Genomic DNA, 23,493 nt, shown 5'->3' with positions numbered 1-23,493 from the left:
GCACGGTGAGACCCCGCCCATCAGCTCGACGGGCCCTTTGGACGACCCGCAGCGGGCCTGGGAGTTCAATCCCGACTACCAGCGTTTGGTCGTCGCATGGAACACCGTCCTGCCGCGGCTTGAGGAGCTCAAGACGGTCCTGGACAAGGCGTACGCGCTGGCCAAGAGCCCGCAGACGTGGGAGGCCCCGGTGGGTGAGCGCTACGTCAAGGACATCCGGGAGTGGCGCACCAGGCTGTCGGCCTACCGGCATGCCGTGTTGACGGCGATCAGTGATGAGGCCGCGGACACACCGAGGTGGGTCCAGACGACGGCGAACGCGCCGCACGCGTTCCAGTGACGGGGGAGTGCGGGCGTCTTCTTTCGTGAAGGTCGTACAGTGGGAAAATGGGTGCGGAACCCTACTACGGTCCCGACTTCGGGCTGCTGCGCAGGCAGGATCCCGAGCTCGCGCAGGTTCTGCTGGACGAGCTCGAACGTGTGCGCGTCGGGATCCAGCTGATCGCGAGCGAGAATTTCACCTCTCCAGCCGTGCTGGCCGCGCTCGGTTCGACGCTGACGAACAAGTACGCCGAGGGCTATCCGGGCAGGCGCTACTACGGCGGTTGCGAGGTCGTCGACCGGGCGGAGCGGCTGGCGATCGAGCGGGCGTGCCGGTTGTTCGGCGCCGAGCACGCCAACGTCCAGCCCCACTCCGGCGCCTCGGCGAACCTGGCCGCCTACGCGGCGCTGCTCCAGCCGGGCGACACGATGCTGGCGATGGCGTTGCCGCACGGCGGCCATCTCACGCACGGCTCGAAGGTGAACTTCTCGGGAAGATGGTTCGACGTCGTGTCGTACGGTGTGCGTCGTGACAACGAACTCATCGACTACGACGAGGTGCGGGACCTGGCGCTGCGGCACCAGCCGAAGCTGATCGTGTGCGGCGCCACGGCGTACCCGAGGCTGATCGACTTCACGGCGTTCCGCGGCATCGCGGACGAGGTGGGGGCGTGGTTGCTGGCGGACATGGCGCATCCGATCGGGTTGATGGCGGGCGGCGCGATCCCGTCGGCGGTGCCGTACGCGGACGTCGTGACCTTCACCACGCACAAGGCGCTGCGCGGGCCGCGCGGCGGCGCCATCCTGTGCACGCGGGAGCTGGCCGGCCGGATCGACCGGGCGGTGTTCCCGTTCGTGCAGGGAGGGCCGCTCATGCACGTGGTGGCGGCCAAGGCGGTGGCGTTCGCGGAGGCGGCGCGGCCGGAGTTCGCGGGTTACGCCAGGAAGGTGATCGCGAACGCGCAGGCGCTGGCGGAGTCGCTGGACGCGGAGGGCATGCGGGCCGTGTCCGGGGGTACCGACACACATCTGGTGCTGGTCGACCTGCGTGGGGCCGGGGTGACGGGCGTGGAGGCGGAGCGGAGGTGCGCGGCCGCGGGCATCACGCTCAACCGCAACGCGATCCCGTACGATCCCGAGCCGCCGGCCGTGACGTCGGGGATCAGGGTCGGCACGCCGTGTGTGACGACGCAGGGCATGGGGCCCGAGGAGCTGAAGGAGCTGGGGTCCCTGGTGGCCAGGGTCGTGCGTGATCCGGGCGCTGCGGAGGAGGTCAGGGCAAGGGTGGCGGGCCTTCTTGCCATTCATCAGCCATATCTCAGCGAATTTTGAGCGGGTCTGTGTCGTTTTCCGGTCACAGCGGGCCGGAGCATCCGGGAAACTAGGTTCGTGCGCGAATACCTCTTCATGGCGCTCATCTCGGCAGCGGTGACCTACTTGCTGGTGCCCCTCGTGCGCCGCCTCGCCATCGGCATCGGCGCCATGCCCGAGGTTCGCGAGCGCGACGTGCACACCACGCCGACGCCCAGGCTGGGCGGCCTGGCGATGTACGGCGGTCTGGTCGTGGGGCTGCTCGTGGCCAGCAGGCTCACCCACACGGGCGCGGCGCTGGCGGATTCCGACGGCGACGCGGTCACGGCGCTGATCGTCGCGGGCGGGCTCATCACGCTCACCGGCTTCCTCGACGACTGGTGGGGCATGGACGCCTTCGTCAAGCTCGCCGGGCAGATCGCGGCGGCCGGCGTGCTGGTCTTCTTCGACCTGCGGCTCCTCTACATCCCGCTGCCGCAGGACTGGGGCGGCTCCACCAGCCTCGACTACACACTCAGCACCGTCATCACCATCATGGTGGTGGTCGTGACCATCAACGCGGTCAACTTCGTCGACGGGCTCGACGGCCTGGCGGCGGGGGTCGTGTGCATCGCGGGCATGGCCACCTGGGCCTATTCGATCTTTCTGGCCGACGAGATCAGCGGCGGCCGCATCACGACGACGGCCGCCATCGCCGCCGTGCTCATCGGCGCGTGCCTGGGGTTCCTGCCGCACAACTTCCATCCGGCGAAGATCTTCATGGGCGACACGGGGGCCATGCTGATCGGGCTCGTGCTCGCCTCGTCGATCGTCACCGTGACGCCGCTCGACCCGGCGATCATCGAGGGCATGAACAAGGTGCCGGTGCTGCTGCCGCTGCTCCTGCCGGCGGCGGTGCTGGTGCTGCCGCTGGTCGACCTGATCACCGCGGTGGTGCGGCGCACCTCGCGCGGTCTGTCGCCGTTCGCGCCCGACCGCGGTCACCTGCACCACCGGCTGATGGACATCGGCCACTCGCACCGCAGGTCCGTGCTCATCATGTACGCCTGGGCGTTCCTGTTCGCCTTCGGCATCGTGGGCATGTCCACGATCGGCGTGCCGGTCCTGCTGTTCCCCGTGGTCATCGTGCTCGCGCTGGCCGTTCTGGTGCTGATGGCCCTGCCGCGCTGGCGGCGCAGGGGCGGGGCGCGCACGGCGTCGCGTGACGACCCTGACGACGACGGTCCGCCCACGGGCCCGATGCCGCCGGTTCCGCCGGAACCGCAGGTCAGGCGGCGCATGCCGCCTCCCGGAGACGGCCCGGCGTCTCAGGGCCGCTCGTCAGTCGAGGGCAATCCGGTCATTCCCGCACATCCAGGGCGTTCGTGATCGCGAACTAGAAACGGCAGGTAAAAGCGGCCTTCTGTGAGCTTGTGATATCTTTCACGAGCAGGGACTCCAGGCCTACCGGTTCTGGAGGTAGCAAACGCTCGCTTGACAACAGGCTGATGGAGCACCGATGCAGGCCAATGACGTGCGCGTCCTCAAAAGCGCCGCGATTCCGACCTCTGTGGTCGGGGTGGTCGCCGTGCTGGTCGCTTTCCTGTCGGCGGGCGGCAAGGGCGCGCTCGGCGCGGCCATGGGCGCCCTGCTCGTCGGAATCTTCTTCAGCATCAGCGTCGTCGTGGTGTCCTACGCTGCCCGGGTCTCCCCGCAGATGATGGCGATCGCCGCGATGGTCAGCTATCTCGTCAAGGTCCTGGCCATCATGGCCGTGCTGTCCGCCTTCCGTGACACCACGGCCTGGAACACGCAGGCTTTCGCGTGGTCCGTCGTGGTCGGCACCCTCGTCTGGACGGGCTTCGAGGTCCGCGCCTTCATGAAGACCAAGATGCTCTACGTCGACCCCGAGGCCGGCGCGCCGGGAAAGGGCGACGCATGACGCTCCTGCCCGGACGGGGTCCGATATGACTAGTCCTCTGTTCGCCTGCTATCGTCGGGCCCGCGATGAGCGCACAGGAACGCCGACCAGAAAACGACGGTCGCGACTTCGCCGACGCCATGTGGTCAGTCCCCAGCTCACTACTCGCCGGGATGGCTATCTACGGCGGCCTCGGATGGTTGCTGGACCGGTGGTTGGGCATGTCCGCGTTCTTCCCCATAGGCGTGGTCCTCGGGGTTGTGCTCGGAGGCTACCTGGTCTACCGGAAGTTCGGTCGCTAGCCCGGAGCAGCAACCACTTCGCTGAGGAAACTCTTGTGATCCACTACGACGTTGAAGGGAACGCCGCGTGAATGCGCTGACGGTCCTCCTCGCTCCCGCTGGCGATCAATTCGGGGCGCCTACGCCAGAAGAGCTGTTCAACCTGCCCCCCATCATTCCTGGGGTCTACTGGTTCACCAAGCCGGTGCTGCTGGCCATGCTCAGCGCCGTCCTCGTGATCGGTGTGACATGGGCGGCCTTCGCCAAGCCCAAGCTCGTGCCGCGAGGCGTCCAGAACGCCGTCGAGCTCGGCTACATGTTCGTCCGCGACCAGGTCGCCCGGCCGTTCCTGGGCAAGGACGCCGACCGGTGGATGGGCCTGCTGGTCAGCGTGTTCTTCCTGGTGCTGGTCTGGAACCTCATGGGCGTCGTCCCGGTGCTCCAGTTCCCCGTCGCCTCGCACATCGCCTTCCCGGCCGTGCTGGCCCTCGTGATCTACGGCCTCAAGGTCTATCTCGGCATCAAGCACCAGGGCGGCGTCGGCTACTTCAAGAACATGATGTTCCCTCCGGGCCTGCCCAAGCCGATCTACTTCCTGCTGGCCCCGATCGAGTTCCTGTCGAACATGATCATCGCGCCCTTCACGCACGCGGTGCGACTGTTCGCGAACATGTTCGCGGGCCACATGCTGCTGGCCTTCTTCAGCATGGTGGGCTTCTGGTTCCTGTTCGAGAAGCTGACCCCGCTCGGTGCGCCCGTCGGCGTCGTGGGCGTGGTGATGACCATTCTGCTCACGGGCCTGGAGATCTTCATCCAGTACCTGCAGGCGTTCCTCTTCGCCATGCTGGCCGCGATGTACATCGGCGGCTCGCTGCACCCGGAACACTGAGTAGCACAGACCGGCACAAGCCAGACCGGTGAGACTCCGCTCACCGGCCGTCCAGTAAAGGAAACAGTAATGAGCGTTCTCGCTGAGGTCTCCGGCAACGTCACCGCCATCGGTTACGGTCTCGCCGCCATCGGCCCCGGCATCGGCGTCGGCATCATCTTCGGTCAGGGCGTGCAGGCCATCGCCCGCCAGCCGGAGGCGTACGGCCTGATTCGCCAGAACATGCTCCTCGGCTTCGTCCTCACCGAGGCCCTTGCCCTGATCGGTCTTGTCGCGCCGTTCATCTTCCAGAACATCGGCGCGGCCTGACGTTCCCCACCTGACGAAAGGCTGCATCCATGACTATGGCAGCTACGCTCCTCGCGCAGGAGGAGGGCGCCAATCCCCTCATCCCGCACACGTACGAGCTCGTCGTCGGCATCTTCTCCTTCCTCGTCGTTCTCTTCGTCGTCGGCAGGATCCTCGTCCCGCGCATCCAGAAGACGCTGGCCGAACGTACGGACGCCATCGAGGGCGGCATCAAGAGGGCGGAAGAAGCGCAGGCCCAGGCACAGGTCCTGCAGCAGGAATACCGCGACCAGCTGGCCGAGGCCAGGCAGGAGGCGGCCAGGCTGCGCGAGGAGGCTCGCGAGCAGGCCGCGCAGATCAAGGCCGAGCTCCGCGAGGAGGCCCAGGCCGAGGCCCGGCGTCTCGTCGAGGCCGCGCACGCGCAGATCGAGGCGGACCGCCAGGCGGCCTTCGCACAGCTCCGCGCGGAGATCGGCCGCCTGTCGACCGACCTCGCCGGCCGCATCGTCGGCGAGTCGCTCGAGGACGAGGCGAGGCAGAGCCGCATCGTCGACCGGTTCCTTGACGAGCTGGAAAGCTCCAACGCGCAGGCGGTGCGTTAATGAGGGGCCTGAGCAGGACGTCGCTGGCCGAGGTCGAGGAGCGGTTCAACGCGGTCGCCGGCGGTGCCGACCTCGGCACGCTCTCCGACGAGCTGTTCGCGGTCGCGGACCTGCTCGACCGCGAGCACGGCCTGCGTCGTGCCCTGTCCGACCCGTCCAGGTCGGGCGAGCAGAAGGCGGGCACCATCCGCGCGCTGCTCACCGGCAAGATCAGCGAGGCGGCGTTGGCCACCGTCGAGACCGCGGTCTCGGCCCGGTGGTCGCGCGCCGGTGACCTGGCCGACGTGCTCGAACGGCTCGGCGTGGCCGCCGCGGCCGCGGAAGCGGAGAGCCAGTCCAGGCTCGACGAGGTGGAGGACGAGCTCTTCCGCTTCGGCCGCATCGTCGCCGCCAACCCGGAGCTGCGCCGGGCCCTCACCGACGCGGGCGCGCCGGAGGCGGGCAAGCAGGAGCTGCTGCGCGGGCTGCTCGACGGCAAGGTGGCCCCGACCAGCCTGCGCCTGATCAACCAGCTGGTGCTGCACCCGCGAGGACGTAGCCTGGAGACGGGCCTGGAAGAGGTCGGTCACCTCGTGGCACAGCAGCGCCGGCGCCTGGTGGCGGTGGTGCGCACCGCGGTCGAGCTGACCGACGCGCAGCGCCGGCGCCTCGTGGCATGGCTGAGCACCTCCTACGGCCGTGACGTGCACCTGAACGTCGAGGTGGACAAGCGAGTGCTCGGTGGGTTCTCGGTCCGCATCGGCGACGAGATCATCGACACCACCATTGTGGGACGAATCGAAGAAGTCCGCCGCCGGTTGGCCGGCTAAGGCGAATAGGGAGACAGAGTAGAGATGGCGGAGCTTACGATCCGGCCGGACGAGATCCGGGACGCGCTTGAGCGCTTCGTCCAGGCGTACGAACCGGAAGGCGCCGCGCGCGAGGAGATCGGGACCGTCGTCGACGCCGGCGACGGCATTGCCCATGTCTCCGGCCTTCCCTCGGCGATGGCGAACGAGCTGCTCGAGTTCGAGGGCGGCACGCGCGGCCTGGCACTTAACCTCGACACCCGCGAGATCGGTGCCGTTATTCTGGGTGCCTTCAGCGGCATCGAGGAGGGCCAGACGGTCCGCAGGACGGGCGAGGTCCTGTCCGTGCCCGTCGGCGACGACTTCCTCGGTCGCGTGGTCGACCCCCTCGGCAACCCGCTCGACGGCAAGGGCGCCATCCAGGCCGAGGGCTCACGGGCCCTTGAGCTGCAGGCCCCCTCGGTGGTCCAGCGGCAGCCGGTGAAGCAGCCGCTGCAGACCGGCATCAAGGCGATCGACGCCATGACGCCCATCGGCCGCGGCCAGCGCCAGCTGATCATCGGCGACCGCGGCACCGGCAAGACCGCGATCGCGGTCGACACGATCCTCAACCAGCGCGAGGCCTGGGCGTCCGGCGACCCTGAGAAGCAGGTGCGCTGCGTCTACGTCGCGGTCGGGCAGAAGGGCTCGACGATCGCGCAGGTCAAGGCCCGCCTGGAGGAGGCCGGCGCGCTGGAGTACACCACGATCGTGGCCGCTCCCGCCTCCGACCCCGCGGGGTACAAATACCTTGCCCCCTACACCGGCTCGGCCATCGGCCAGCACTGGATGTACCAGGGCAAGCACGTTCTGATCGTCTTCGACGACCTGACCAAGCAGGCCGACGCCTACCGCGCCGTGTCCCTGCTGCTGCGTCGCCCGCCGGGCCGCGAGGCCTTCCCGGGCGACGTCTTCTACCTCCACTCGAGGCTCCTGGAGCGCTGCGCCAAGCTCTCCGACGACATGGGCGGCGGCTCGATGACGGGCCTGCCGGTCATCGAGACCAAGGGCAACGACGTGTCGGCGTTCATCCCGACCAACGTCATCTCCATCACCGACGGTCAGTGCTTCCTCGAGACCGACCTGTTCAACGCGGGTGTGCGCCCGGCCATCAACGTCGGTATCTCGGTGTCCCGAGTCGGTGGTTCCGCGCAGGTCAAGGCCATGCGCAAGGTCGCGGGCACGCTGAAGCTGTCGCTGTCGCAGTATCGCGACCTGGAGGCCTTCGCGGCGTTCGCGTCCGACCTCGACGCGGCCTCCAAGGCCCAGCTCGAACGCGGTCAGCGCCTGGTGGAGCTGCTCAAGCAGCCACAGTACGAACCGTTCCCCGTCGAGCGGCAGGTCGTGTCGGTGTGGGGCGGCACCACGGGCGAGCTCGACGAGGTGCCGGTCGACGACGTGCGGCGCTTCGAGACGGAGTTCCTCGACTTCCTGCAGTCCTCGCACAAGGGCATCCTCGACACCATCCGTGAGACCAACGAGCTCACGGACGACACGGCGACCGCGCTGAAGGACGCCATCACGGAGTTCAAGAAGGGCTTCACCACCTCCTCGGGCGAGCTGCTGGTCAAGGACGAACCGGTGGCGCCGCTGGAGGCCGAAGAGGTCGGCCAGGAAAAGATCAAGAAGGTCGTCCGTCGGGCGGAGAAGTAGGTCATGGGTGCCCAGCTAAGGCTGCTGCGGCGGCGGATCAACTCGGTCAAGTCGACCGCGAAGATCACGCGTGCCCAGGAGCTCATCGCCTCTTCACGGATCGTGAGGGCGCAGCAGCGGATGCAGGCGGCGCTGCCGTACGAGCGTGAGATCACTCGCGCCGTCACCGGCGTCGTCAGCAACGCGGCCAGCGTCGATCATCCGCTGACCGTGGCGAAGGACAACCCCGTGAGGGCGGGTGTCCTCATCGTCACCAGCGACAGCGGGTTCTGCGGCGGCTTCAACGCCAACGTCCTGCGCGAGGCCGAGGCCCTGCGCGGGTTGCTGGAGGGCCGCGGCTTGGAGGTCGTGCCGTTCGTCACCGGGCGCAAGGGTGTCACCTGGCACACCTTCCGCCAGCGTGAGATGGGCGGCCAATGGGTCGGCTTCTCCAGGAAGCCGGCCTACGCCGACGCCAAGGAGATCGCGCAGACGCTGATCGACTCGTTCAAGGACGACAACGGGATCGACGAGATCCACATCGTCTCGACCGAGTTCGTCTCCATGCTGACCCAGAACGTCGTGGTCAAGCGGGTCCTGCCGCTCGAGGTCGAGGAGACCGAGGCGACGGAGACCACCGCGATCCCGCCCTACTTCGAGTTCGAGCCGACCGCGGGCGACGTTCTCGAGTCGCTGCTGCCGCGTTACGTCGAGTCCCGGATCTTCACGGCGCTGCTGCAGTCGGCGGCCTCCGAGGAGGCCGCGCGGCGGCGCGCGATGAAGTCCGCGACCGACAACGCCAACGAGCTGATGCGGCTGCTCACCCAGGAGATGAACCAGGCTCGCCAGGCGGAGATCACCCAGGAAATCAGCGAGATCGTCGGTGGGGCCAACGCGCTCGCTGACGCCGCAGCGGGGAAAGAGTGAAATGACTGCAGAGGCTGTTGAAACTGTGGAAGCCGCGGCGGCCGGCACAGGCCGCGTGGCACGTGTCACCGGCGCGGTCGTCGACGTGGAGTTCCCCGTCGACGCGATGCCCGAGATCTACAACGCGCTCAAGGTCGAGGTGACCCTCGGCGGCGAGACCAGGACCCTGACCCTCGAGGTGGCCCAGCATCTGGGCGACAACCTCGTGCGCGCCATTTCCATGCAGCCCACCGACGGCATGGTCCGCGGCCAGGCGGTGCAGGACACCGGCGGCCCGATCTCGGTGCCGGTCGGCGACGTCGTCAAGGGCCACGTGTGGAACGCGCTGGGCGAGACGCTCGACGTGCCCACCGCGTCGCTCAAGATCGAGGAACGGTGGGGCATCCACCGTCCCTCCCCGGCCTTCGACCAGCTCGAGTCTCGCACCGAGCTGCTTGTCACCGGCATCAAGGTCATCGACCTGCTCACGCCCTACGTGCAGGGCGGGAAGATCGGCCTGTTCGGCGGCGCCGGCGTGGGCAAGACAGTGCTCATCCAGGAGATGATCCGCCGCGTCGCCCGTAACTTCGGCGGCACCTCGTGCTTCGCCGGGGTGGGCGAGCGCACCCGTGAGGGCAACGACCTCTGGCTGGAGATGGAGGAGGCGGACGTCCTCAAGGACACCGCGCTCGTCTTCGGCCAGATGGACGAGCCGCCGGGCACCCGGCTGCGCGTGGCGCTGTCGGCGCTGACCATGGCCGAATACTTCCGCGACGTGCAGAAGCAGGACGTGTTGCTCTTCATCGACAACATCTTCCGCTTCACGCAGGCAGGTTCGGAGGTCTCGACCCTGCTCGGCCGTATGCCGTCCGCCGTGGGTTACCAGCCCACGCTGGCCGACGAGATGGGTGTGCTGCAGGAGCGCATCACCTCGACGCGAGGTCACTCGATCACCTCCATGCAGGCGATCTACGTGCCCGCCGACGACATCACCGACCCGGCCCCGCACAACGCGTTCGCGCACCTCGACGCGCAGACCGTGCTCTCCCGGCCGATCTCGGAGAAGGGCATCTACCCCGCGGTGGACCCGCTCGACTCCTCTTCCCGGATCCTCGACCCGCAGATCCTGGGCGAGGAGCACTACCGGGTGGCCCAGGAGACCAAGCGGATCCTGCAGAAATACCGCGAGCTCCAGGACATCATCGCGATCCTCGGCATCGACGAGCTGTCCGAGGAGGACAAGGTCACCGTGCAGCGGGCTCGCCGCATCGAGCGGTTCCTGTCGCACCCGATGTACGCCGCCGAGGCGTTCACCGGCCAGCCGGGCGAGACCGTCCCGCTGGACGAGACCATCGCCTCCTTCAAGGGCCTGTGCGCGGGCGAGTACGACCACCTCCCCGAGCAGGCATTCTTCATGGTCGGTGGCATCGAGCAGGCCGTGGCCAAGGCCAAGGAACTCGAGCGCCGCTAAATCGCCCCAGTTGAAGGGCGAGCTCTGCGAGCCCGGACCTACGGTGGTGGTACGGCCGCCCGCCGTGCCACCACCTGATCGGAAAGGAACCTACACAAGTGGCGAAGCTACGCGTAGGGGTTGTCTCACCCGAGCGTGAGATCTGGTCGGGCGAGGCCGACATGGTGATTGCCAAGACCGTGGACGGCGAGATCGGTATTATGCCGCAACACGCACCTGTGCTCGGCGTGCTCGTCGAGGGCGGCGTGCTGCGCATCAAGCGTGAGGGCGAGGGCGATCTCGCGGCGGCCGTGCACGGAGGCTTCATCTCCGTGGCCGACGACGAGGTGTCCGTGCTCGCCGAGGTGGCCGAGCTCGGTTCCGAGGTCGACGTCGCGGCTGCCCGTGACGCTCTCGACCGGGCCCAGGCCTCGATCGAGGCCAATCAGGAGGACGCCGACGCCGCGATCGAGGCCAAGCGCGCCAGGGCTCGGCTGCGCGCGGCGGGCGAAGAGGTTTAACACATATTCCAAACGGGGCTCAGGGGGCGGCATGATGGCGACGGTTGTAGTGGTCCTGGTGCTGTTCGCCGCCCTCGTGGTCCTGCGCTGGGTCACGCTGACCCGCTCGCGCGGCAGCGTGCCCTGTCGTCTGCGGGTGGGGGAGCGGGCCTGGCAGAGCGGCGTAGCCCGCTACGCCGACGGGGAGCTCCACTGGATCCCGCTTCTGGGTGTGCGACTGAGGCCGCGCCACGCGATCGCGAGGCGCGGCCTCGTCGTTTCTCCCCGCCGTGAGATCGAGGGCGGGATGTTCGCGGTGGACCTCAGTGGTAGCACGCGGGGCGTGTCCATCGCGATGAGCGCCGACGCGCTGACGGGCTTTCTCGCCTGGCTGGAGTCTGCGCCGCCCAGCGCCTACCTGGACGTCGCCTGAACCTGCCCTCGGGGCCTGGCGGTGGTGTTCAGCGGGTGCCGCCGGGCTTCCAGAGAATCTCGTTGCCCGCGTGGGCTATCCGGCAGGCGATGAAGAGCAGGTCCGACAGCCGGTTGAGGTATTTCGCGGTCAGCACGTTCATGTCGTCGTGCGCCTGCAGCGCGGCCCAGGCCGTACGTTCGGCTCTGCGCACCGTGACCCTCGCGACGTGCAGCGCCGCCGTGGCGGGGTCGCCGCCGGGCAGGATGAAGCTGCGCAGCGGTTTGAGGCCGGCGTTGAAGCGGTCGCACTGCGTCTCCAGCCAGTCGATGTACGACTGCTCCACCCGCAGCGGCGGGAAGTCGGGGTTCGCCACGACCGGCGTGGCCAGGTCGGCCCCCACGTCGAACAGTTCGTTCTGCACGCGTACGAGCACCTCCGCGAGGTCGGCGGGCAGGGTGCCGTGCGAGAGCGCCACCCCGAGGTGGGCGTTGGCCTCCTCCACGTCGGCGTAGGCGGCGAGCCGGAGGTCGGTTTTCGGGGCCGGGCTCATGTCGCTCAGCGTGGTGGTGCCGTCGTCGCCCGTGCGGGTGTAGATGCGGGAGAGGACGACCGGCTTGTCCTTGTCGGCGCGCGTCATGGCCTCAGCGTACTCGTGACAAATGTCATCGACATCGTACGCGGGATCCACATCGGGCCCGTGATTTCGGCGACTGGTTCGAGAACCCGGGTGAAAGCCACTATTGACCCCATGACGAAGGAGATGACCTGATGCTCGAGATCAACGAGCTGCGCAAGCGTTTCGCGGGCAGCCCCGGCTCCCCGGTAGCCAAGATCGCCTTGGACGGGATCAGCTTCACCGTACGGCCTGGCGAGATGTTCGGGTTCGTCGGCGCGAACGGCGCCGGCAAGACCACGACGATGCGCATCGTGATGGGCGTGCTCCAGGCGGACTCCGGCTCGGTGAGCCTGCGGGGCGAGCCGATCGGCCCCGGCGACCGGCGGCGCTTCGGCTACATGCCGGAGGAGCGCGGCCTGTACCAGAAGATGCGGGTCGGCGAGCAGATCGAGTACTTCGGCCGCCTGCACGGGATGAGCGCGGCAGCCGTCAAGAAGGCCACCGACGACCTGCTGGAGCAGCTGGGGCTGACCGAGCGCAGGAACGACGCGGTGCAGGCCCTCTCCCTGGGCAACCAGCAGCGGGTGCAGCTCGCCGTGGCCCTGGTGCACGACCCCGAACTGCTCATTCTGGACGAGCCGTTCTCCGGGCTCGACCCGATCGCGGTCGACGCGCTGGCCACGGTGCTGCAGGAGCGGTGCAGGGGCGGCGTACCGGTGATCTTCTCCAGCCACCAGTTGGAGCTGGTGGAGCGGCTGTGCGACTCCGTGGGCATCGTCTCGGCCGGACGGATGGTCGCCGCCGGTACGGTGGCCGGCCTGCGGGCGGCCGAGGCCGGCGAGCTGCGCGTGGTCGTCAGGGACCCGGCGCCCGGCTGGGCGGACGGGCTGCCGGGCACGGTCACCGTCGACGGGGACCGGCACATCTTGCGCTGTACCGGCGGCGACGACCAGGAGATTCTGCGCCGCGCCGTGAAGGCCGGGCGCGTCGAACACTTCGGGGCCGAGCAGCCGAGCCTCACCGACATCTTCAAGGAGGCCGTGGCGTGAACGGACTGATGCTGGTCGCCCGCAGGGAGATCATGACGCAGCTGCGGACCAAGGGTTTCGTCATCGGTCTGCTCATCACGGCGGTGCTGGTGGCGGCGGTCTCTTTCGCTCCCAAGGTGCTGGGCGGCGAGGACTCGTACACGCTGGGCACCGTCAACTCCCAGCAGCTTCCGCTGCAGGCCGCCGCGCCGGACACGAAGTTCGAGTGGCGGCAGTTCCCCGACGAGAACGCGGCGACGCAGGCGGTGGTCGACGGCGACGTGGACGCGGTGCTGGTCAACGGGACCAAGGTGCTGACGGACGGTCAGGTCGACGGCGAGCTCGGCGTGCTTCTGCAGAGCGTGAACCGGGAGGTCAAGCTGGGCGCCGCCGGGGTCTCCATCCCGCCGCTGCAGATGCAGTCCGTGGGAGCCGACACGCGGTACGAGTCGGCGCGCACCGGCATCGCCGTGGTGCTCGTCCTGGTGCTCTTCATGCTGATCATAGGCCAGGTCATGATGGTGGCCATGGGCGTGGTGGAGGAGAAGGGCAGCAGGATCGTCGAGATTCTGCTCTCCACCGTGCGGCCGTGGCAACTGCTCGGCGGCAAGATCGTGGGGCTGGGCACGCTGGGCCTGATCAACATGGTCACGATCCTGGTCGTCGGGCTCGGCTCGGCGATGGCCTCGGGCATCGCCACAGACTTCCCGCCCGGCATTCCCGGACTGGTGGCGGCGGTGCTGGTGTGGTTCGTGCTCGGTTACCTCTTCTTCGCCGCGCTGGCGGCGGCCTTCGGGTCGCTGGTCTCGCGGCAGGAGGAGGTGGGCTCGGTGCTGACACCGCTGACCATGCTCATCATGATCGCGTACTTGGTCGCCTTCTACGCGACCAACGACCCGACGGGCACGCTGGCCACGGTCGTGTCGTACATCCCGCCGTTCTCGTCCATGGTCATGCCGGTGCGGATGGCGGCGACCGAGGTGCCGCTGTGGGAGGTGGCCGTGTCCATGGGGGCGATGCTCCTGGCCGTGCCCGTGGTGCTGGCCTTCGGGGCCAAGATCTACGAGCGTGCGGTGCTGCGGACGGGAGCCCGCCTCAAGCTCGGCGACGTGCTGCGCGCGAAGTAGATGGATCCGATCAAGCGGGCGCGGCGGCTCACCTGGGCGATGATCGGCTCGGGCGTGCTGATGATGTGGGTGCTCATCGCCGTCTGGTCCGTGGAGGCGCACGTGGAGGGCGTGCTGTCGTGGTGGCGGGCCGGCCCTGCGCTGCTCGCCGCCGCCGGGTTGACCTGGTTCTGCCTGCGCATGGCCGACGCGATCCTGGACCGCCGCTACCCCACCAGGCAGGTGGTGGTGGCGGCGGTTCTCGCGTTGGTCGCGGCCGGCGCGGGAGGGGCTGACCCGATCGGCTGGGGTTTCGTGCTCATGGCCTGGCTGAGCGTCGCCATGCTCGGCGTCTCCACCCGCACGCTCGTCCTGCAGATGGCCGGGACCTGGGTGGCCGGTGTCACGCTGGCCCTGGTCACGGCGCCTGCCGGCATGTTCGCCGATCGCGGGTTCGGCTATTACGCCCTGCTCTACGGTCTCTGGTGCGTCATCCTGCCACCGTCCGGCAGGGTGTGGCTGCTGATCTGGAGGCTGGCCATGGAGGCCCATGAGGGCCGTGACGCGCACACGCGGCTGGCGCTGGCCGAGGAACGGCTGCGCTTCTCCAGGGACCTGCACGCCACCGTGGGGCACCAGCTGTCGGCCATCGCGGTCAAGACCGAGCTCGCTGTGCGGCTGTCGGACAAGGACGCCGGCGCGGCCAGGGCCGAGATGGTGGAGGTCAACACGCTGACCAGGAAGGCGCTCAGGGAGCTGCGCCAGGCGGTGCGCGGCTACCGTGAGCTTGACTTGGACGCCGAGCTGAATAGCGTGAAGGGAGTACTCGAAGCGGCGGGGGTCCGCTGCGAGATGCGCTTGCCCCACCGCGAGCTGCCTGACGGGGTTTCACCGGCCTTCGCCTACGCGGTCCGCGAGGCGGTGACCAACGTGCTCAAGCACAGCGTCGCGACGTTCTGCCACATCACGATCCGCTTCACCGAGGACGAGGCGGAGCTGGAGGTGCGCAACGACGGGGTCGCCGAGCGCCCGGGCGGCGACCTGGGGAGCGGCCTGGCGGGTCTGCGGGAGCGGCTGGCCGCCGCCGGCGGGACGGTGAACGCCCAGCCGGCGGGTGATGGCGAGTTCGTGCTGAACGCGGTCGTGTCACTTCCGATACGTGGGTAGGAGAGGTGTGCGGGAGGTCTCTCCGGCGCTGTTCGCGCTGGTCGGCGACCTGCTCGCAGCGTGACTGAGGAGGTGACATGCGCGTCCGGGGGAATCCGAGAGCCCAGGTGGTGCGGATAGGGGCCCGGCTCGACGCCGGAACGTCGGCGGGGGTGCGTGAGCACCTGCACAAGGCTCTCGACGCCGGTGAAGGCGACCTGATCCTCGATCTCTCCAAGCTCGAGATGATCGACGCGACCGGTCTCGGAGTGCTCGTGGGAGCGCATCGGCGCGCGCTGAGCGTGCAACGTCGCCTCGTTCTTCGGGGGGTGCCCCCGCGGATCATGCGGATACTCGCGGTGACCCGGCTGAATCGGGTGCTGCACGTGGAGGTTCCCGCTGCCGCGGTGGCCTGAGCTGACATATCGGAGCGGGCAACGATCAGCCGTTGCCCGCTCTTTCTTGGCTTAGACAAAATACAGATTACGGCTGTCCGTGATACCGCTCTGAATCGTCGCGCTAAAGAGCAAGATATGAGTCAGCCCGGGCCGAGACTGCGGTTGAAGATGTGCACCGCGACGGTGACGAGTTCGTCGATCGTCGGTTGGTCGTCGGAGAGCAGCCATTCGATGAGCAACTCCTGCAGCCCGCCAATGACGCCCAGCGCCACTAAGTGCCGATTGAGCGGGGTGGCCTGCGGGAAATCGGCGGACGCCTCCTCCACGAGCCTGGAGAACGAGTCCACCGCCCGCTGGCGGGACATGGCCAGCACGTCTCCCGATCTGCGCACCTCGACGTGCATGATGCGGGCCCGGCGCCAGTCGGCGGTGGCGAACTCGACGTACGCGCGGATCCCCGCCTCGACCCGGCCCGCCAGCGTGGGGGGCGCCTCCTGTAGCGCCTTGGCCACCACGGCCAGGCTTTCCTCGACGCAGCGTTCGTGCAACGCCTGAAGGAGCTCCTCGCGACCGCCGAAACATTCGTAGAAGGCCCGGTTCGAGATCCGCGCCTCCGAGCACAACCTTTCGATGGTCGTGGCCGCGAAACCCGGTTTCGCGTATAGCGTGTACGCGGCCGTCATCAGCCGCTCTCGTCTGTCCGCCAGCCTTTGCTCAGCCGACATTCCCCGGTAAGACCGGTTCACATTCCACCCGTCCAACATGATCGTGGCCCCCAGAGCACACAATTATGGACGGATGATCGGTCCTGGGAAAGAGCGCGGCGATTATCTCTTACGTCGTCCGTGCAAGAACGTGACAAGCCTGATCAGCCGCTCAAGTTCCGCGGGCCCCCGTGAGAACGATGTCAGGTTCATCCCGGGTATCGCGAAGCGCTGCCGTGAGATCGCTTTGGGCCTGGCGAACTCGCGTAGGCCGTCGGCTCCGTGGATCCGGCCGAACCCCGAATCGCCCAACCCGCCGAACGGCAACGCCGGCACCCCCGCGAACGTGATCACCGAGTTGATGGCGGTCATCCCCGTACGCATGCTGCGGGCCAGCTCCGTCGCCCGCCGCGCGTTCCTGGAGAAGACCGTGCCGCCCAGCCCGTAGGCCGAGGTGTTGGCCAGCTCCAGCGCCTCGTGCGCGTCTCGGGTGCGCCGCACGGTGATGGTCGGCCCGAACGTCTCCTCCCGCACCGCGGGGGAGTCCTCGGGCACGTCCTCCACGATCACCGGGTCGACGTACGGCGCCCGCACGGCGCCCGTGCCGCCGGCCACCAGGCGCCCCGACTTGGCCGCGTCGTCGATGTGCCGCTTGATGATGTCCACCTGGCCGGGCATCGTGATGGGACCGTAGTGCTCGCCCGCCCGCACGTTCGCCACCCGCTCGGACAACTCGCGCATGAAGCCGTCATAGACGGCGTCGACCACGTAGACGCGTTCGACGCCCACGCAGGTCTGGCCCGCGTTGGACATCGCGCCCCACAGGCAGGCGTCGGCCGCGGCCCGCAGGTCGGCGTCGGCGTCCACGATGAACGCGTCCTTGCCGCCGCACTCGGCCACGATCGGCGTGAGGTTCTCGGCGCAGGCCGCCATGACCCGCTTCGCCGTGGCGGTCGAGCCGGTGAACGCCACCTTCTTCACCCTCGGGTCGGCGGCCAGCGCCGCCCCCGTCTCGCCCAGCCCCGTCACGGTCTGCAGCACCGGGTGCTCAGGAACGGACTCCTCGAACAACTCCGCCAGGCGCACGCCGATGCCAGGGGTGAGCTCGCTCGGCTTGAACACGACCGCGTTGCCCGCGGCGAGCGCGTAGGCGATGGAGCCCATCGGGGTGAACACCGGGTAGTTCCACGGGCCGATCACGCCGACCACACCCAGCGGCAGGTATTCGAGGGTGGCGGTCAGGTTGAGGCCGATCATGCCGGTGGCGACCCGGCGGCGGCCCAGCACCTTCGCCGCGTTGCGGGCGGCCCAGTCGAGGTGCGTGATGGCGAGGACGAGCTCCAGCGTGGCGTCGCCGACCGGTTTGCCCGTCTCCTCGTGCACCAGCCGGGCCAGGGCCCTGAGCTCCCGGGTGACGACCGCCTTGTAGTCGAGCAGCCGCCGCCTGCGCTCGGCCGCCCCGATCGCGGCCCACCACCGGGCGGCCTCCTCCGCCCGCCCCACCGCCTGGCGCACGGCCTCGGGAGCCTGGTTGGGGTGGGTTCCGACGGTCTCGCCGGTCGCCGGATTGAGTGAGTCGAACGTCAGCGTCGCCATGGCGTCACCATAAACCGCCCACCACCCACTGACCACAATCACCCGCGCGGGCTGGAGGCCACCACTTACAGGGCCCGCAGAGCGCGCCGTAGCGGCGGGTCACCGCTGAAGGGTCAGAGGCCGTTTCCTGGAGGGCCGTCAGCCGAAGTGCGGCGGGTGGCCGGCCACGGCGGTGCCGTAAAGGAGCTGAAAGCCGGCCACGGCGGTGCCGTGAAGCAGCATTCAGAAGAGGGTCGGGTTCTCGGGCTCGATGCCGCGGAGAGAGTCGTAGTCGAGGGTGACGCAGTCGATGCCGCGGTCGGAGGCGAGGACGCGCGCCTGGGGTTTGATCTCCTGTGCGGCGAAGATGCCGCGCACGGGCGACAACAGGGGATCGCGGTTGAGCAGTTCGAGGTAGCGGGTCAGTTGTTCGACGCCGTCGATCTCGCCCCGGCGTTTGATCTCGACGGCCACCGTCGCTCCGAGCCCGTCGCGGCACAGGATGTCGACGGGCCCGATCGCCGTCATGTATTCGCGCCGGATCAGCGAGTAGCCGTCACCCAGCGTGGTGATGTGCTCGGCGAGGAGCTCCTGCAGGTGGGCTTCCACGCCGTCCTTGATCAGCCCGGGGTCGACGCCCAGCTCGTGGCTGGAGTCGTGGAGGATCTCCTCCATGGTGAGGACGAGCTTCTCGCCGGTCTTGCCGTGGGTGACCGTCCAGGTCGCGCCGTCCTCCTTGAGCTTGCACGGCGGGTTCATCCAGTTGAGCGGCTTGAAGGCGCGGTCGTCGGCGTGGATGCTCACGCTGCCGTCCGCCTTGATCAGCACGAGTCTCGGCGCCATCGGCAGGTGGGCCGTGAGCCGTCCGACATAATCCACGCTGCACCGCGCGATGACCAACCGCATGACGCCCCACCTTAGCGGCTCTGGAAAACTGGTCGCATGGCGTTCGAACGGGTGGGTGTGGCCGGGCTCGGCACGATGGCGGGCACCGCCGCGACGGCGAGAGCAGGGGCGGCCGCCGGCGTGAGGGGTTTTCCGCGCCGATGAGCCCGCGTCGCGCCCGCCGCAGGGAGTCCTCCCGCCCTTTCGGCTTCCCGACGGGCCTGGACAAGGTGGAGGAATGGCCCGACGGTTCCTGGAAAGTGCGCATGCTGACCGGCTCGTCCTCCACGAAAAACTACCGTTGCCCGGGCTGCGACCAGGAGATCCGCAGCGGCACCCCGCACATCGTGGCCTGGCCGGCCTGGCCGGGCGGCGACGAGGAACGCCGTCACTGGCACCAGGCCTGCTGGCGTAAGAGACTCGACCGCGGCCCAGGCCGCAGCCGTTACTGAGAGGACCCATGGTGGAGATTCGCGCGGCGACCGTGCTGCCGGCCCGGCGAGAGCCCATCGAGTTGCACACCGGCGACGGCTTGACCCTGGTCGGCGAGCTGGCCCTGCCCTTAGACCGGCCTCCCGCGGCCACGCTTGTCACGCTGCATCCGCTGCCCACTCACGGCGGTTTCATGGACAGCCATGTCTTCAAGAAGGCCGCCAACCGGCTGCCGGCCCTCGCCGACCTGGCGGTGCTGCGCTTCAACACACGCGGCACCTCGTCGGAGCGCGGCACCTCTGAGGGCACGTTCGACGGGGGCCAGGGTGAGCGGTTCGACGTCGCCGCCGCCCTTGAGTACGCCGAGTTCCATGATCTGCCGCACGTGTGGGTGGTCGGCTGGTCGTTCGGCACCGAGCTGACGTTGAAGTGGGCGCACGATCCCCTGGTGGAGGGCGCGATCCTGCTTTCGCCTCCGCTTCACCGGGCCACGGACGACGACCTGGACGCCTGGGCGAGGTTCGGCCGGCCGCTGGTCGCCCTGGTGCCGGAGTTCGACGACTACCTGCGGCCCGAGGAGGCACGTGAGCGGTTCGCCCGGGTCCCGCAGGCTGAGGTCGTCGGGGTCGACGGGGCCAAGCACCTGTGGGTGGGGGAGCCGTACGTGCGCGTGGCGCTGAACGAGATCGTCAGGCGGGTGAACCCGGGGGCCTGCCCGCTCCCGACGGAGGTCTGAGACCGCCTTGGCGGATACCTCCATGTGTGCAAGATCACTGAAGATTTTTTTGAGCAGAATGAGCAGAAGTCTGGACCAATCGAATCAGCCGGGGTGAGAATCCGATCGTCAACCGAAGATCGTGGAGACGCCGGGTGCTCTCGTCCCGCGCGTAACCCCTGCTCAGGGTGGGCGAGGAACGTATGCGGGTGATCCGTGGCGTGGCCGCAGCGGCGTTATCGGCGACGATCTTAGTGGTTCCTCAGGGGGCGTCCGCGCAGCAGCAGCCGCTGCCGGTGGCAGCCCCTTCGGACGTCACGCAGAACGTCGGGGCGGACGTCCCAGTGGAGACCGAGGGGGCCGCGCTCGTGATGGCCCGGCGCGCGGGCGGGCCGGTCGAGGTCGGTTCGATGCGCAGTGAGACCCGCCAGGTGTTCGCCCAGCCCGACGGCAGGCTCACCATGGAGCTGCACGTCCGGCCCGTACGCGTGCGCAAGGGCGACCGCTGGGTCCCCGTCGACACGACGCTCCGCGTGCGCCCTGACGGCGCCGTCGAGCCGGTCGCCACGGCGGCCGGCATGACGTTCTCCGGCGGAGGCAGCGGCCCGCTGGCCGACCTGTCACGCGGAGGCAAGTCGATGCGGCTGGGGTGGACGGGCCCGCTGCCCAAGCCCACGCTGCAGGGCGACACCGCCACCTACGCCGAGGTCATGCCGGGCGTGGACCTCCAGGTCACCGCGGACGTGGACGGGTTCTCCCATCTCCTGGTGGTCAAGTCGCGGGCCGCCGCGGCCGGGCTGACCGAGCTGACGTTCCCGCTGACGGTCTCGGGCCTGTCGCTGAAGGCCGACAGAGCGGGCAACCTGGAGGCGGTCGACGACAACGACGGCACGATCTTCGTCGCGCCCACCCCGAAGATGTGGGACTCCGAGGGCATCACGAGCCCGCAGGCGCTCAAGGAGGGCCGCTCGCCCGAGGCGAGGGAGGCGACGATGGACGTGCGGCTGGCGGGCGGCCGGCTGCGGCTCAGGCCCGACAGGGACATGCTGACGGATCCGGGGACGCGCTTCCCCGTCTACCTCGACCCGTACTTCTCCGCCGCCCGCAACGCCTGGACGGCCGTCTGGAGCAACTGGCCCAACTCCAACTACCTCAACTCCAGCGACGTCGCCAGGGTGGGCCACGTCGAGTCGCAGAAGAACCGCTCGTTCTTCCAGATGAACACCGGCTCGGCCATCCACGGCAAGGAGATCCTCAAGGCCACGCTGCGCACGTACGAGACGTGGTCGTACTCGTGCAGCGCCCGCAAGGTCGAGGCGTGGGCGACCAACACCATCAGCAAGAGCACCACCTGGAATAAGCAGCCCAAGTGGGTCACCAAACTGGACACGAAGAACGTCGCCAAGGGCTGGGGACCGAAGTGCCTGCCCGGCGGGGTCGAGTTCGACGTCACCCCGCAGGTGGTCGACGCCGCCGCCAAGAACTGGCCCAACGTCACCATCGGCCTGCGCGCGACCAGCGAGACCGACCAGTACGCCTGGAAGAAGTTCAGGAACAACCCGAGCCTGGTCGTCGAGTACAGCTCTGCGCCCGACGCACCCGTGGCCGCGGACCTGTGGTCGGACCCGGGCGGCGCGTGCGTCTCCGGCGACGGCCGCCCGGTGATCGGCACCGACACGCCCAAGTTGTGGGCCAAACTGACGGACGCCGACAACTCGGTCAGGGGCCGGTTCGAGTGGTACGACGACGGCGGGGTGAAGTCGGGCGAGTTCGTCACCCCGCTGGGCTCGTCGGGCGGCGCGTTCTCCGCCACCATCCCGAACAGCCTGTTCTCCGACGGGGCGCTGATCCGCTGGCGGGTGCGCGCCGAGGACGGCACGGCCACCAGCGCGTGGAGCCCCTGGTGCGAGGCCACCGTGGACGCCACGGCCCCCGGCAAGGAGCCGCAGGTCTCCTCGCCCGACTACACGGAGAACGGCTGGAGCGACGGCGTGGGCCTGCCAGGTACGTTCGCGTTCGCGCCGAACGGAGTCCCCGACGTCGCCGCCTACCTGTGGGGCCTCGACACGACCCCCAAGGCGGAGACGCGGCCCGGCGCTGACGGCACGGCCTCGATCGTGCTCACGCCGCGCCACAGCGGCCCCAACGTGCTGGCGGTGCGCAGCAAGGACCGCGCCGGCCACCTCGGCCCGATCCGCACCTACGTCTTCAACGTCAACACCGGCAGGCCGCCGAGCGGGCACTGGACGATGGACGACGGCCAGGGCGCCGTGGCCGCCGACGCCACCGGGGCCCACCCCGCGACGCTGCACGGGGCCACCTGGACGTCCGGCAGGACCGGTTCGGCGCTGGCGCTGGCCGGCACGTACGCCCAGACGTCCGGCCCCGTCGTCGACACCTCACGCAACTTCACCGTCAGCGCCTGGGTCCGCCTGACCGGCACGGCCGGCTCCGCGACGGCCGTCACCCAGGAGGGCGGCCGGACGGGGGCGTTCGCGCTGCAGTACGCCAAGGCCGACAACCGCTGGGCGCTGAGCCTGGCGGGCGCGGACGCGGACGACGCGACGGTGACCCGGGCCCTGTCGCAGGCCGCGCCCCGGCTCGGCGAGTGGACCCACCTCACCGGCGTCCACGACACGGCGGCCGGTCAGGTCTCGCTCTACGTGAACGGCAGGCTGGAGTCCACGGTCGCCGTCTCACCACCATGGAACGCCACAGGCCCCCTGACGATCGGCCGCGGAAGGGTCGGCGGGGCGGCTTCGGACCACTGGCATGGGGACGTCGACGAGGTGCGGGTGTACGCCCGCGCCATGTTCGCCGACGAGGTCGCCGATCTGGTCAACAGCGCTGCCACGCTGGTCGGCCACTGGAGGCTGGACGAGCGGTCCGGCTCGTCGGCCGCCGATTCCTCGGGCCGGGCGACCGCCGCGTCGTTGTCCGGAGCCGCCTCGTGGACGGACGGGTGGCTGGACGGCGCGCTCGCGCTGGACGGCGTCGACGGCCACGCCCGGACGAGCGCCCCGGCCGTCAACACCAGGACGGGCTTCACCGTCGCCGCCTGGATCCAGCTCGACTACCTTCCCACCCGCGCCACCGCGGCCGTGGCCCAGACCGGCAGCCGCGCCGCAGGTTTCCAGCTCGGCTTCGACCAGGGGCGGTGGGCCCTCGGCATGGCCGCCGCCGACACCGACGACGCCGCCCTCGTACGCACCCGCTCGGACGCCGTTCCCGTCCCCCTGGAGTGGACGCACGTGGCCGGCGTGTACGACTCCCTGGCCGGTGAGCTGCGCATCTACGTCAACGGCCGCCTGTCCACCACCACCGTGACCGACCACATCAGTGCCTGGAACGCCACCGGCCCGCTGCATCTGGGCCGGACCAGGACCGCGGGTGTCCTCACCGGCTACTGGCCGGGTGCCCTTGACGACGTCCGCACGTACGACGGTGTGCTCAGCGCCGAGCAGATCGCTCAATTGGCTGCCCAGTAAGTCCCCGACCGACCCAGTAAGCCCCCCTAGCAGCACCTCACTGGGAGAGATCATGGACCCGCATAGCGAGTTAGACCT

General features: G+C 69.1%; 25 protein-coding genes. 21 read left to right on the top strand and 4 right to left on the bottom strand.

What is annotated here, in order from left to right:
- The 14 genes from E1267_RS09765 to E1267_RS09700 form a co-directional block, all read left to right on the top strand.
- Nucleotides 1-340 (top strand): hypothetical protein (locus tag E1267_RS09765; protein ID WP_132331975.1); only part of this gene is annotated, 340 nt, incomplete at its 5' end.
- 47 nt (nt 341-387) lie between these two features.
- Nucleotides 388-1,653 carry a serine hydroxymethyltransferase gene (locus E1267_RS09760; protein WP_132331973.1) on the top strand — a complete coding sequence of 422 codons (1,266 nt, stop codon included), beginning with the start codon at nt 388-390 and terminating at the stop codon, nt 1,651-1,653.
- A gap of 57 nt (nt 1,654-1,710) precedes the next feature.
- A complete protein-coding gene (locus E1267_RS09755; protein WP_132331971.1) occupies nt 1,711-3,000 on the top strand; it encodes a glycosyltransferase family 4 protein in 1,290 nt (429 codons plus the stop codon).
- A gap of 130 nt (nt 3,001-3,130) precedes the next feature.
- Nucleotides 3,131-3,553 (top strand): Cg1360 family ATP-synthase-associated protein, encoded by a 423-nt coding sequence (locus E1267_RS09750; RefSeq protein WP_132331969.1) that lies wholly within the window; start codon nt 3,131-3,133, stop codon nt 3,551-3,553.
- 65 nt (nt 3,554-3,618) lie between these two features.
- The gene (locus tag E1267_RS09745) at nt 3,619-3,834 is read left to right on the top strand and encodes an AtpZ/AtpI family protein (RefSeq protein WP_236667649.1); all 216 of its coding nucleotides are present in this window, start codon (nt 3,619-3,621) and stop codon (nt 3,832-3,834) included.
- Nucleotides 3,835-3,901: 67 nt separating this feature from the next.
- Nucleotides 3,902-4,702 (top strand): F0F1 ATP synthase subunit A, encoded by an 801-nt coding sequence (gene atpB / locus E1267_RS09740; protein ID WP_330849231.1) that lies wholly within the window; start codon nt 3,902-3,904, stop codon nt 4,700-4,702.
- A gap of 69 nt (nt 4,703-4,771) precedes the next feature.
- Nucleotides 4,772-5,011, top strand: coding sequence for an ATP synthase F0 subunit C (gene atpE, locus E1267_RS09735; RefSeq protein ID WP_132331967.1), 240 nt, complete (start codon nt 4,772-4,774; stop codon nt 5,009-5,011).
- 29 nt (nt 5,012-5,040) lie between these two features.
- A complete protein-coding gene (locus tag E1267_RS09730) occupies nt 5,041-5,592 on the top strand; it encodes a F0F1 ATP synthase subunit B (protein ID WP_132331965.1) in 552 nt (183 codons plus the stop codon).
- Complete coding sequence (locus E1267_RS09725; protein WP_132331963.1) at nt 5,592-6,401, top strand: F0F1 ATP synthase subunit delta; 810 nt, start codon at nt 5,592-5,594, stop codon at nt 6,399-6,401. Before E1267_RS09730 ends, E1267_RS09725 begins: the two co-directional genes overlap by 1 nt.
- Before the next feature lie 24 nt (nt 6,402-6,425).
- Nucleotides 6,426-8,072 (top strand): F0F1 ATP synthase subunit alpha, encoded by a 1,647-nt coding sequence (atpA, locus tag E1267_RS09720; protein WP_132331961.1) that lies wholly within the window; start codon nt 6,426-6,428, stop codon nt 8,070-8,072.
- Between the two features lie 3 nt (nt 8,073-8,075).
- The gene (locus E1267_RS09715; RefSeq protein WP_132331960.1) at nt 8,076-8,978 is read left to right on the top strand and encodes a F0F1 ATP synthase subunit gamma; all 903 of its coding nucleotides are present in this window, start codon (nt 8,076-8,078) and stop codon (nt 8,976-8,978) included.
- 1 nt (nt 8,979) lies between these two features.
- The gene (gene atpD, locus E1267_RS09710) at nt 8,980-10,428 is read left to right on the top strand and encodes a F0F1 ATP synthase subunit beta (protein ID WP_132331958.1); all 1,449 of its coding nucleotides are present in this window, start codon (nt 8,980-8,982) and stop codon (nt 10,426-10,428) included.
- A 98-nt stretch (nt 10,429-10,526) separates the two neighbouring features.
- The gene (locus tag E1267_RS09705; protein WP_132331956.1) at nt 10,527-10,928 is read left to right on the top strand and encodes a F0F1 ATP synthase subunit epsilon; all 402 of its coding nucleotides are present in this window, start codon (nt 10,527-10,529) and stop codon (nt 10,926-10,928) included.
- Nucleotides 10,929-10,959: 31 nt separating this feature from the next.
- The gene (locus E1267_RS09700) at nt 10,960-11,340 is read left to right on the top strand and encodes a DUF2550 family protein (RefSeq protein ID WP_132331954.1); all 381 of its coding nucleotides are present in this window, start codon (nt 10,960-10,962) and stop codon (nt 11,338-11,340) included.
- Nucleotides 11,341-11,368: 28 nt separating this feature from the next.
- Here the strand turns inward: E1267_RS09700 and E1267_RS09695 are convergent, their stop codons facing one another.
- Nucleotides 11,369-11,959, bottom strand: coding sequence for a cob(I)yrinic acid a,c-diamide adenosyltransferase (locus E1267_RS09695; protein WP_132331953.1), 591 nt, complete (start codon nt 11,957-11,959; stop codon nt 11,369-11,371).
- A 131-nt stretch (nt 11,960-12,090) separates the two neighbouring features.
- Here E1267_RS09695 and E1267_RS09690 point away from each other — a divergent pair, with 131 nt between their 5' ends.
- The 4 genes from E1267_RS09690 (at nt 12,091) to E1267_RS09675 (ending at nt 15,634) form a co-directional block, all read left to right on the top strand.
- Nucleotides 12,091-12,987, top strand: a complete 897-nt coding sequence (locus E1267_RS09690) for an ABC transporter ATP-binding protein (protein WP_132331951.1) — start codon at nt 12,091-12,093, stop codon at nt 12,985-12,987.
- Nucleotides 12,984-14,093, top strand: coding sequence for an ABC transporter permease (locus tag E1267_RS09685; RefSeq protein ID WP_132331950.1), 1,110 nt, complete (start codon nt 12,984-12,986; stop codon nt 14,091-14,093). Before E1267_RS09690 ends, E1267_RS09685 begins: the two co-directional genes overlap by 4 nt.
- On the top strand, nt 14,094-15,239 hold the full coding sequence (locus E1267_RS09680) for a sensor histidine kinase (protein ID WP_132331948.1): 1,146 nt from the start codon (nt 14,094-14,096) through the stop codon (nt 15,237-15,239).
- 77 nt (nt 15,240-15,316) lie between these two features.
- Nucleotides 15,317-15,634, top strand: a complete 318-nt coding sequence (locus tag E1267_RS09675; protein ID WP_132331946.1) for an STAS domain-containing protein — start codon at nt 15,317-15,319, stop codon at nt 15,632-15,634.
- Between the two features lie 122 nt (nt 15,635-15,756).
- Here E1267_RS09675 and E1267_RS09670 read toward each other — a convergent pair whose 3' ends face one another.
- The 3 genes from E1267_RS09670 to nucS form a co-directional block, all read right to left on the bottom strand.
- Nucleotides 15,757-16,299 (bottom strand): TetR/AcrR family transcriptional regulator, encoded by a 543-nt coding sequence (locus E1267_RS09670; protein WP_246063668.1) that lies wholly within the window; start codon nt 16,297-16,299, stop codon nt 15,757-15,759.
- Between the two features lie 144 nt (nt 16,300-16,443).
- Complete coding sequence (locus tag E1267_RS09665) at nt 16,444-17,916, bottom strand: aldehyde dehydrogenase family protein (RefSeq protein WP_132331943.1); 1,473 nt, start codon at nt 17,914-17,916, stop codon at nt 16,444-16,446.
- Nucleotides 17,917-18,138: 222 nt separating this feature from the next.
- Nucleotides 18,139-18,801 carry an endonuclease NucS gene (nucS, locus tag E1267_RS09660; protein ID WP_132331941.1) on the bottom strand — a complete coding sequence of 221 codons (663 nt, stop codon included), beginning with the start codon at nt 18,799-18,801 and terminating at the stop codon, nt 18,139-18,141.
- A gap of 140 nt (nt 18,802-18,941) precedes the next feature.
- Here nucS and E1267_RS09655 point away from each other — a divergent pair, with 140 nt between their 5' ends.
- The 3 genes from E1267_RS09655 to E1267_RS09645 all read left to right on the top strand — a co-directional run bounded on the left by E1267_RS09655 (nt 18,942) and on the right by E1267_RS09645 (nt 23,415).
- Complete coding sequence (locus E1267_RS09655; RefSeq protein WP_132331940.1) at nt 18,942-19,232, top strand: ATP/GTP-binding protein; 291 nt, start codon at nt 18,942-18,944, stop codon at nt 19,230-19,232.
- Between the two features lie 11 nt (nt 19,233-19,243).
- Nucleotides 19,244-19,948 (top strand): alpha/beta hydrolase, encoded by a 705-nt coding sequence (locus E1267_RS09650; protein ID WP_132331981.1) that lies wholly within the window; start codon nt 19,244-19,246, stop codon nt 19,946-19,948.
- Between the two features lie 275 nt (nt 19,949-20,223).
- Nucleotides 20,224-23,415 carry a LamG-like jellyroll fold domain-containing protein gene (locus E1267_RS09645; RefSeq protein ID WP_246063666.1) on the top strand — a complete coding sequence of 1,064 codons (3,192 nt, stop codon included), beginning with the start codon at nt 20,224-20,226 and terminating at the stop codon, nt 23,413-23,415.
- Nucleotides 23,416-23,493 lie beyond the last annotated feature (78 nt).

The organism is Nonomuraea longispora (assembly GCF_004348345.1).
GTDB classification, from domain to species: Bacteria; Actinomycetota; Actinomycetes; order Streptosporangiales; family Streptosporangiaceae; genus Nonomuraea; species Nonomuraea longispora.
The sequence above is the reverse complement of the archived record's forward strand: the minus strand, read 5'-3'. Positions and strand labels throughout refer to the sequence as shown.